Origin of the sequence: Blautia sp. HCN-20427, from assembly GCF_037890365.1 — a bacterium.
Lineage (GTDB): Bacteria > Bacillota > Clostridia > Lachnospirales > Lachnospiraceae > Blautia.
In genome coordinates this window covers 1-10,640 of the sequence record NZ_JBBKBX010000045.1, presented here as the reverse complement: position 1 = coordinate 10,640, position 10,640 = coordinate 1, and the positions used below count along the sequence as shown (strand labels likewise).

The window sequence follows — 10,640 nt, the reverse complement described above, 5'->3', positions numbered from 1 at the left end:
GCCCATCTCCATTTTTCGGATCAACGAAAAACTCCAATGGGCGAAACAGACTAAAGTCCACAGCAAAAACACCCCGGATTTCTCCGGGGCGCCTGCTATACAAACGGTTAGTCAAAATTCAGATTTTTCAGAATGTCTTCCACACTTTCATCCCCCATAAGATATACATTCGGAGATGCGTATTCTCTGTTTTTCCATAAAATGTTTACCATAATATCATATTCCACACGACTGTCCACACCATAGCGACAGTCCTCATAAGTAAGATGCTCGGAGAGTGTTTCTATCTGGGCATTGTCTTTGATTTCTACAGTCTTCTCCTGCTCTTCGTTCCAGAAACTCAGAGTCAGAGCCTCAACCTGCTCACTATCTATGGTTACCAATACCTCTTCTCCCGCTTCTTTTAAAAGTCCCATGGTCTTTGTAAAGTTCTCATAAATCGGAAGGGAGTAGCTGGTGGTATACGTATCGTTTCCATAATCCTTCCGCTCTTTTTCTGTTATCAAATAACCCACAACCCGGTTTTCGCAGCTTTCCTGAAAACTCATATTTTCCAGTTCTGTCTTATACGTCTTGTAAATTTCTTCCAGCTCGCTTCTGCCCCCGGAAATCTGTTTTCTCGACTCATAAAAAGTATCCAGGTATAAATAATCTATGTCCTCTGCCTTCTGATAGCTGGTGGGCAGCATTTTTTCCCTGTAACTCCAGTCATCATACACGGCTGTTATCTGAGAAATCACTTCTTCGGTTTCCGGAATCATATAAGCCCGGTAAACGGTTCTGCCTGATTTCAGATGATAAGCCACATACACGGAAACAAGGGTTTCTCCCTGACTGTTCTGATTTGTAACATAATCCATAGGAGTTGCATACACAGACTCTCTTAATTCCGGCGCTGTCCCATAATCTATCTTTTTTTCTTCTCTGCTGGCTTCTACTCCCATTTTTGCCAATTCATATATAGGTGCAAAGTCTTTTATCCTGGTTTTTTTCAGGAAATCACCCTCTGCATTTCTGTAATTGGTAAAATAGTCTTCACTATAGGAAAATCTTCCATTGATACTTGGGAAATACACGGACATAGTTTCTATTTTTTCTTTTTTCGGAAGATAAGAATCATACCCTGTAATATCCATCTTATAGCCCGTCAGCACAAGAAGCACCGCAGCCAGCACCATGCCTGACGAAACACGGGGACGCAGGCTTTTTCTAAGATCCATGGTATACAAAAATTCAAAAGCCACGGACAGAACCAAGCTTACAATCAATACGGCAATCACCAGCCAGACAAAACTGTGTGTCATACCGGAACTGAAAAGCAGGGCCGTCACAAGAGCAATGGGAATGATACAGCAGACCTTAATCAACGGCTGCAACTTCTGAAAAGCAATGGCTTTATGATAGCTTTCCGACGGACGGATTTTATAAATACAGATATCCGCTGCAAGAAGTACCACAGCCAGCACCACATGCAGAATTATCAACTGTTTCTGCAGCTGGGGCGCAATTAGCAGGGTATCCGCAACACCAATATAAGAAATTACAGGACTTAAAAAATATTCCATACTGGAATTTCCGAAATTCCCCATGGTATATAAAAAACGATCATTCAACATCTGATAAGCCATATACACCAGCCAGCCATAACTCATCATGCCCAAAAAGGCCAGAAGCGCTGTAAACAGATTTCCCGTAAGCAAAACAGCAAGTATAGCCGCACTGTAAATCACCACAAAGAATAAAATGTGAATCCCCATGGCTTGAAACAGCGTTGCCGCCGTCTGTTCGCTGAAACCACCGTAAACCGCACCTACCAGGCAGGTCAAAGCCACGGATACCAGATACGGCAGCAGGAAGGTCAAAAATCCACTGGAGAAGGAAATCATAAAAAGTTCCTCTCTCTTTAAGGGCAGGCTGTGGTAAAAGTCAGTCTTCTTTCCTGCATGCAGGTAGGAAAAACCCGTCATAGCCAGCAGCACAGCCGCGCCGATAACCACTATCTGTACACCCGGATTGGTGGAATCCAGGCATTTTAAAAGCATCTCCTGCGAGGAATTCAAAGAACTTCCCATAGCAGGGTACTGCAAAGGTGCCAGTTCCATCTGCATGATTGTGTAAGCAGGAAGCACAGCCAGCATGGACACAGACAGTAAAATCAGCAGATAAAAATTTCTGCGGATGTTTTCTTTTATGCTGTTAAATAAATAATTTCTTGATGTCATATCCAGCTACCTCCGTTTCGCTGATAAAGATTTCTTCTAAAGTAAGAGGAATGGCTTCTGCAAAAAGCGGGTTCTTCTTCTGAATTTTCTCCAGAATTTCTTCCTGCTCCCCCCGCACAACCATGGTCAGCAGAGACAGCCTTTTCTCATACTGCATGATATCCAGTTCCCTCAGCAGCAGTTCTTCATCCGCGGCTTCAGAAAGCACGCACTGCACTTTATGAATATGCAGCTTCATTTCCTCCACGTCCTTGGAAAGCAGCACACCGCCTCTGTGAAGCAGTCCCACATGGTCGCAGATGTCTTCCAGTTCCCTCAGGTTATGAGAGGCAATAATCGGGGTAAATTCCCTTTCTGATACCTCGTAGGCCAAAATACTCTTGGCAGCCTGGCGCATCACCGGATCCAGACCGTCAAAGGTTTCATCACAGAACAAATATTTCGTTCCTGCACAGACGCCCAGAAGCATGGCGGCCTGACGTTTCATACCCTTGGAAAACGTACTGATTTTCCTCTTTTTTTCCAGTCCCAGTTTGTCTGCCAGCTTTTCCACACGGGCAACATCGTATCTCGGATAGTACATGGAAAAATATCTGGCCATATCGCAGATGCTGCTGTTTTGGAAGAAATAGGAGGAATCCGGCAAAAAGAAAATCTCTCTTTTGCAGGCGGGATTCTCATATACTTCCTGTCCGTCTACCAGAATCTTTCCGCTGTCCTGTCTGAGCACACCGGCCAGTATACGCAGCAGAGTACTTTTTCCAGCGCCGTTAGTGCCTGCCAGGCCAAAAATACTATTGTCTGTAATAGTCAGGGAAACTTCGTTCACTGCCTTTATTTCTCCGAATGTTTTGCACAGTTTTTCTGCTTTTATCATGATTTACCCTCCTCATAGAACTCCGCTGCTTTTTCCAGACAAAGTTCTTTTGGTATTTCCAGTTCCCGTCCTTCCCGTATCAGTTTCTTCAATTTTTCAAAAAATACGGTCTTCTGTTCTTCTTTCAATGCTTGATTTCCTGAAACAAAATTCCCCTTTCCCTTTACCGGATAAATGTATCCCTGCTGTTCCAGAATGGTATACGCTTTCTGAATGGTATTGGGATTGATAGAAAGTTCTGTTGCCAAAGAACGAACCGACGGCATCTTGGTATCTGCCTCCATAATTCCTTTTACAATCAGCATCTGAAACCGTTCTACAATCTGCTCGTATATGGGCTTTCGGTTCTGATAATCAATAACAATCAAAATGTTTCCTCCTTTCCCAAAATAGAGTTCCGTATTAAGTGTACTAACATTATTAGTACACTTAATACTTTATAAGAGAAAGAGTGATTTGTCAAGACCAAATTGTACATATAGGAACAAAAGCGAGTAGAAGAAATACATATTTTTAAATACGAAAAAAGTGCAAATCTTTTTTTCATTTGCACTTTTTTCCAATTTACCATTTCCCTTATGAATTTGTTTTGAAAAGTTCGAACCTTTTTCTGTTCTATCTTTTTATGGCTCTCCTATGACATTCTGAGGAGCGCCCTCCTGCCATGCTTTCACATTCCGAAAAGCAATATGCGCCCGTTTTACCATGGCCTCTTTTGTGGCAAAGGCCACATGTGGCGTCACAAGGGTATTTTTTGCATGAAACAGAGGGTGGTCTTTAGACACCGGTGGCTCTGTCTCAAACACATCGACCGCAGCCCCTGCGATTTTCCCCTGGTTTAAGGCTTCGGCCAAAGCCTCGCTGTCCACCACCGGACCTCTTGCCGTATTAATCAGCACAGCACTTTTCTTCATAAGCGCCAGATTTTCCCGGCAAATCAGATGGTGTGTCTCCTTTGTCAAAGGTGTGTGCAGAGATACAATGTCACAGGTGCCCAAAAGTTCCTCTAACGGCATGTAATGTACCCAGTCAATTTCCTTTTCCGTCCTGCTGTAAGCATAGACTTCACAGCCAAAAGCATGAGCAAGCCGCGCCACCCGCAGTCCGATGGCTCCGGTTCCCACTATGCCGAATTTCTTTCCGGCCAATTCAAAGCCTACTAACCCGTCCTTGGTTCCCTCCCGGCGTACCGCCTCATTGCAGGCAGGAATGTTCCGGTAAAGGGAAAGCAGCATGCCAAACACCAAATCTGCCACAGCCACGGTGGAATATCCGGCACAGTTGCAGACCGTCACGCCCTTTTCCCTGCAGGCTTCCAAATCAATATGGTCTACGCCGGTAAAGGCTACTGAAAGCAGTTTCAGCTTCTGAAAACCCCGAATCACCTGCCCGTTTAAGGGAAGATTGGCAACTACTACCACATCTGCGTCCCGCCCTCTTTCAATCAATATCTCCGTATCCGTCACTCTGGTATCGTAACACACCAGCTCTGCGGACTTGGGAAGTTTTTCCTCTGCAATGGACAAAAGCTGTTCTTTTTCCACACCCAGAGGTTCTATCACTACAATTTTCATATTCTATGCCTCTTAAACCTGTGTCTCTACGAAAATATCGTAAATGGCCTTAATCGCCGGTTCAAAATCTTCGTCTTTTACGCCTACAATGACATTCAGCTCACTGGAGCCCTGGTCAATCATACGCACATTGACATTCGCATGGGCAAGAGCCGCGAAAATTCTGGCGGCGGTACCGCGGTTGGAACGCATGCCTCTTCCCACAACGGCAACCAGAGACAAATCCGTTTCCAGTTCCATATAATCCGGCTTCACAGCTCTGTGAATTCCGGCAATCACCTGCTGCTCTTTTTCCGCAAATTCATCCTGATGAATAAAGATAGTCATAGTGTCAATCCCGGAAGGTACATGTTCAAAGGAAATTCCCTGTTCCTCCAACACCTGCAAAACTTTGCGTCCAAAGCCGATTTCCGAATTCATCATGGATTTTTCAATAAACAGCGAACAGAATCCCTTCTTGCCTGCGATACCGGTAATGGTATACGGCGGCTTTTTGCAGGTATCCTCCACAATCATAGTACCGTCTTCTTCCGGCGCATTGGTATTCTTAATATTAATCGGGATTCCGGCTTTTCTGACAGGGAAAATCGCATCTTCGTGAAGTACGGTAGCGCCCATGTAGGAAAGCTCTCTTAATTCTCTGTAGGTAATGGTGTCAATGGATTTGGGATTGTTGATGATTCTGGGGTCTGTCACCATAACCCCGGATACGTCTGTCCAGTTTTCATACAATTCCACATCTAATGCTCCTGCAATAATGGAACCTGTAATGTCCGAGCCGCCTCTGGAAAACGTCTTAATTTCCCCGTTTTCTTTTGCACCGTAAAAACCGGGAACTACGGCTTCTGTCACGTCTTTCAGCCTTTTTGCCACTAAGGCTTCCGTAATCTCTGCGTCAAACTGTCCGTTTCCGTCAAAGCGAATCATTTCTGCCGGATCTACAAAGGTAAAGCCCAGATAATCCGCCATAATTTTACCGTTTAAATATTCTCCTCGGGAAGCCGCGTACTCTTCCCCAATCTGCTGTCTGAAGTTTTCCTCCAGAATTTTAAAATCCTCTTCCAAAGACAGAGACAATTCCAAACCGTCAATAATCTCTTGATAGCGGCTCTTAATTTCTGCCAGTACCTTCTGAAAAATCTCTTCATTGGCGGCGCGGTAACACGCATACAATAAATCCGTTACCTTTGTATCTTCTGAAAAGCGTTTGCCCGGTGCAGAAGGTACCACATATCTTCTGGTTCCGTCTGCGCGGATGATTGCGCCTACTTTTTTAAACTGCTCCGCACTGGCCAGTGAACTTCCTCCGAACTTTACAACTTTCTTCATCTCATATCCTCCTCACATAATGCTGCATAGCATAAATAATATAATTTCTCCCCGCAAATGTCCAGTATTTTCTACAGATTTCCCCTAAAAACATCAATTTGACAAATCCTTCATTTCTATAGTTTATGACAGATATGCCAAGGCGTTATAAAAGAGGGCAGATGACCTGATTTTCTCAAGCATCTGCCCTCTTCTTTGTTGCCTTTGCCTCTTTATTTGTTGCGGTTTCCCCTGTATTTTTCTTCACAATATTTGCAGCGGTATACTTCCTTTTCCGGGTCAGCCAGAATAAACACATGGTCCAACTCCTGCTCAATGGAAGTAATGCAGCGCGGGTTTTTGCATTTGATGACATTTCGGATTTCTTTTGGAAGATGCAGGTCTTTCTTTTCCACAATCTCCCCGTCCTTAATAATATTCACCGTAATGTTATGGTCAATAAATCCCAGAATATCCAAATCCAAGGTATCGATAGGACATTCTACCTTAATAATATCCTTGCGCCCCATTTTTCCGCTTCTGGCATTTTTAATAATGGCCACACAGCAGTCCAGTTTATCCAGCGCTAAATCGTGGTAAATGGTCATACTCTTTCCGGCTTTGATATGGTCTAATACCACACCTTCACTTAAACGTCCTACATTTAACATAAGTCTACCCCCATTCCCAATAAACTCAGCATCAGCGCCATACGAACATAAACACCGTACTGCACCTGTTTGAAATAAGCAGCTCTTGGGTCAGCGTCCACTTCTACGGAAATCTCGTTTACTCTGGGCAGTGGATGAAGCACCAGCATATCCGGTCTTGCCAGTTCCATTTTGGCCTTGTCCAGAATATAGAAATCCTTCATGCGCACATAGTCCTCTTCATTAAAGAAACGCTCTTTCTGTACACGGGTCATATACAGCAAATCAAGAGAAGGCATCGCATCCTCCAGACGCTCTACTTCTACAAATTCGTGACCGCTGGCTCTTAACACATCTTCTCTGATATAGTCCGGAATTTTCAGTTCTTCCGGTGAAATCAGCACAAATTTTACACCTTCGTAACGCACCAGCGCCTCAATGAGCGAATGTACGGTTCTTCCGAATTTTAAATCTCCGCACAATCCTATGGTAATATGATCCAGTCTTCCTTTTAAAGAACGAATGGTAAGTAAATCCGTCAATGTCTGTGTGGGATGCTGATGTCCGCCGTCTCCTGCATTGATAACCGGAATCCGGGAAGCCATAGACGCAACCAAAGGCGCACCTTCCTTTGGATGACGCATGGCGCAGATATCCGCATAACAGGATACAGTCCGAACCGTATCCGCAACACTCTCGCCTTTTGCCGCTGAACTGGAATTGGCGCTGGAAAATCCCAGAACTTTTCCGCCCAGACGCATCATGGCAGATTCAAAACTCAAACGAGTTCTTGTACTCGGTTCATAAAACAATGTTGCTAAAATTTTCCCATCACATTTGTGGGCATATTTTTCCGGATTTTTTTCAATGTCATTGGCAAGGTCCAGTACCTTTGCCAGCTCCTCTACGGATAAATCCAGTGGACTCATTAAATGTCTCATAGATTACCTCCTAATGTGTACTCTCAGGATTTTGAACCCTTGTATCATCATATACCACTTCTTTGTGTATTTCAAGAATTTTCACTTCTTTGCAGACAATAATTTTTCATATATCAGCCCTGTCAAAAACCACACAGGCGCATAATCCAAACGTATGACGCCTTTGTAGTGGTACGGAGTGTTGCTGTAGTCCCAGGGACACATATCATAGTGTTTCAAAAACATACCTGTTCCGAATTCTGCGGCAAAAATTCCAGTCATGTAAATCCCGCCCCGGAAGATAATGGGAATTTTCTTCAAATGCCGTGACAAAGGGCCAATACAGGCGGCCATGCCATAGATGGGAAACATCCAAAGAGAAGACTGCCCCATCATTTTCCACTCCCTGTTGCCCAACGCATGCAGTCCGGTCCAGAGAATTTCCAGACACCAGCCTGCTGCCCCGCATTTGATAAAATCGCTTTTCATAACCAGCTGCTCCTCTTTCTTTTTGTCTTTATTATGGAATTTTCCGGGATATTTTATACAAAACACTTGCACACAGTAAAGTGTCGGTGTATCATAAAGGTTACATTTATCAACAAGAGGAGGCTGCATATGCTGGATTTACAGGAAATGCGAAAAGAAATCGATGTCATTGATGACCAGATTGTAAAACTGTTTGAAAAACGTATGTCTATTGCCGAAGACGTGGCAAAATTTAAAATAGAGACTCAAAAACCGGTTTTTGACCGCACCCGGGAACAGGAAAAGCTGGAAACTCTGGGTCAAAAAACACACAGCGCCTTTAACTGCTGCGGTGTGCAGGAACTATATCAGCACATTATGTCCATCAGCCGCAAACGGCAGTACCAGCTTCTCCAGGAAAGCGCCCCGCCGGAAACCGGAGAATTCCGTGTTGTGGAGACTCTGCCAAAGGACAAGGTTTCTGTGGTTTTCCAGGGAGTGGAAGGTGCCTACAGCCACGCTGCCATGCATGCTTTTTTTGGGGAAAACATTCAAAGCTATCATGTGGATACCTGGAAGGACGCCATGGAGGAAATCAAAAAGGGGAATGCTTTTTATGCCGTGCTTCCCATTGAAAATTCCACTGCCGGCATTGTTCAGGACAACTACGACTTATTAAATGAATACAATCATGTCATTGCCGGAGAACAGATTATCCGGTGCCGTCATGTGCTTATGGGTGTGCCGGGAGCAACACTGGAAGATATTCAGAGCGTCTACTCCCACCCTCAGGCTCTCATGCAGTGCCGGGAATTTCTGGACAGCCATGAGACATGGCACTGCCGGGAATTTAGCAATACCGCTGCAGCTGCAAAAAAAGTGGCAAAAGACGGCGACAAGACCCAGGCTGCCATTGCAAGCCCCTATGCGGCAGAATACTTCGGCCTGGTTCCTCTGGCCACGGGAATTTACAGCAATCCGGGAAACTCCACCCGCTTTATTATTGTCACAAAGGAAAAAATATACTGCAAAGACGCAAAGAAAATCAGCGTCAGCTATGAACTTCCTCACGAAAGCGGAAGTCTTTACAACAGTCTTTCCCATTTTATTTACAACGGACTGAACATGACGAAAATCGAGTCCCGTCCCATTGCAGAGCGAAACTGGGAATACCGGTTCTTTGTGGATTTTGAAGGAAATCTAAGCGACAGCGCCGTACAGAACGCCCTGCGTGGCTTAAAGGCAGAGGCGCAGAATCTGCGGGTACACGGAAATTATTAAAGCACACAGCCGTATTTTACTATCAGAGGAGGAATGAATGATGTTTCATGTAGAAGAATGTATTCTGTATCAAAATTTTGAACAGGGAGATATTTTAAACGATATGCTGGAGGCCTTATCCATCTGTTGTCAGGAGCCGGACAATCCCCAAAAATCCGCCCCTCTTTTCTACCGCTGTATGAACGGGTTGGTGGAAATGGCAAATACTTACGGATTTACGGGGAATCTCTGGAACAATTACCTGACCTATCTTCTGGTAAACCACGAAAATGCTTTCAGTACCTCCTGCGAAATCATCGGCCCCGGCCAAGGTTCTTTAAACCACCTTGCCCTTCATGACTTTGGTATTTTTAAAGACTTGTTTCATCTGGATTTTTCTGCTTTTGAAAGCTTTTACGGCACCCGGTCCTGCTGCCGGCTTATCAGCCACTATGAAAATACGCCAGGCAGTGGGAAACAGTTTAATGAACGAATCAAAAACCGTCTCTGTACTTTGAGCCGGCTTCTGGCCAGCGCAGAAACAGCCGAAGAATTTATGGAACACATGACAGGCTTTTATAAAGATTTCGGTGTGGGAAAGCTGGGCCTTCATAAAGCCTTCCGCCTGGAACACAGAAGCACAGACGACCGGGTACGGATTGTCCCGATTACCAGAATAGCTCATGTACATCTGGACGATTTGGTTGGCTACGAAATTGCCAAGAAAAAACTCATTGACAACACAGAGGCCTTCTTAAACAATAAGCCTGCCAACAACTGTCTGCTGTTCGGAGACGCGGGAACGGGAAAATCTTCCAGCATTAAAGCCATTTTAAACCAGTATTATGACCAGGGACTGCGTATTATTGAAGTATACAAGCACCAGTTCGGGGATTTAAACGATGTCATTGCCCAGATAAAGAACCGCCACTATAAATTTATTATTTACATGGACGACTTATCTTTTGAAGATTTTGAAATTGAATACAAGTATTTGAAAGCTGTGATTGAAGGCGGTCTGGAGCGGAAACCGGATAACATTTTGATTTACGCCACTTCTAACCGCAGACATCTGGTTCGGGAGCGCTACAGTGACAAAGAAGACCGCAACGATGACCTGCACACCAATGACACGGTACAGGAAAAACTATCTCTGGTATCCCGCTTCGGTGTTACCATTTATTTCGGTTCTCCTGAGAAAAAAGAATTCCAGGAAATCGTCCTGACCCTGGCCAGACGCCACCACATTGTTATGGAGGAAAACGAACTGCTCCAAAAAGCCAATGCCTGGGAACTCCAGCACGGCGGCCTTTCCGGACGGACAGCCCAGCAGTTTATCGATTATCTTCTGGGACAGCAGC

General features: G+C 44.7%; 10 protein-coding genes. 2 read left to right on the top strand and 8 right to left on the bottom strand.

Annotated elements, in window-relative coordinates:
* Positions 1–107 precede the first annotated feature (107 nt).
* The 8 genes from WKT17_RS15985 to WKT17_RS15950 form a co-directional block, all read right to left on the bottom strand.
* Positions 108–2,222, bottom strand: a complete 2,115-nt coding sequence (locus tag WKT17_RS15985; protein ID WP_173749498.1) for a DUF6449 domain-containing protein — start codon at positions 2,220–2,222, stop codon at positions 108–110.
* Positions 2,197–3,099, bottom strand: coding sequence for an ABC transporter ATP-binding protein (locus WKT17_RS15980; RefSeq protein WP_291683708.1), 903 nt, complete (start codon positions 3,097–3,099; stop codon positions 2,197–2,199). Before WKT17_RS15980 ends, WKT17_RS15985 begins: the two co-directional genes overlap by 26 nt.
* The gene (locus WKT17_RS15975; RefSeq protein WP_173749499.1) at positions 3,096–3,467 is read right to left on the bottom strand and encodes a GntR family transcriptional regulator; all 372 of its coding nucleotides are present in this window, start codon (positions 3,465–3,467) and stop codon (positions 3,096–3,098) included. Before WKT17_RS15975 ends, WKT17_RS15980 begins: the two co-directional genes overlap by 4 nt.
* 255 nt (positions 3,468–3,722) lie before the next feature.
* Entirely contained in the window at positions 3,723–4,673 is a 951-nt protein-coding gene (locus WKT17_RS15970; protein WP_291683709.1) for a 2-hydroxyacid dehydrogenase, read from the bottom strand.
* A gap of 12 nt (positions 4,674–4,685) precedes the next feature.
* Positions 4,686–6,002 carry an aspartate kinase gene (locus tag WKT17_RS15965; RefSeq protein ID WP_173749501.1) on the bottom strand — a complete coding sequence of 439 codons (1,317 nt, stop codon included), beginning with the start codon at positions 6,000–6,002 and terminating at the stop codon, positions 4,686–4,688.
* Positions 6,003–6,214: 212 nt separating this feature from the next.
* A complete protein-coding gene (locus tag WKT17_RS15960; protein WP_111919700.1) occupies positions 6,215–6,652 on the bottom strand; it encodes an aspartate carbamoyltransferase regulatory subunit in 438 nt (145 codons plus the stop codon).
* Entirely contained in the window at positions 6,646–7,572 is a 927-nt protein-coding gene (gene pyrB / locus WKT17_RS15955) for an aspartate carbamoyltransferase (RefSeq protein ID WP_291683710.1), read from the bottom strand. Before pyrB ends, WKT17_RS15960 begins: the two co-directional genes overlap by 7 nt.
* Positions 7,573–7,653: 81 nt before the next feature.
* Positions 7,654–8,040, bottom strand: a complete 387-nt coding sequence (locus WKT17_RS15950; RefSeq protein ID WP_173749503.1) for a putative ABC transporter permease — start codon at positions 8,038–8,040, stop codon at positions 7,654–7,656.
* Between the two features lie 129 nt (positions 8,041–8,169).
* Between WKT17_RS15950 and pheA the strand changes: the two genes are divergently transcribed.
* On the top strand, positions 8,170–9,300 hold the full coding sequence (gene pheA, locus WKT17_RS15945) for a prephenate dehydratase (RefSeq protein WP_173749504.1): 1,131 nt from the start codon (positions 8,170–8,172) through the stop codon (positions 9,298–9,300).
* A 40-nt stretch (positions 9,301–9,340) separates the two neighbouring features.
* A partial coding sequence (locus tag WKT17_RS15940; RefSeq protein WP_340273649.1) for an ATP-binding protein occupies positions 9,341–10,640 on the top strand: 1,300 nt, incomplete at its 3' end.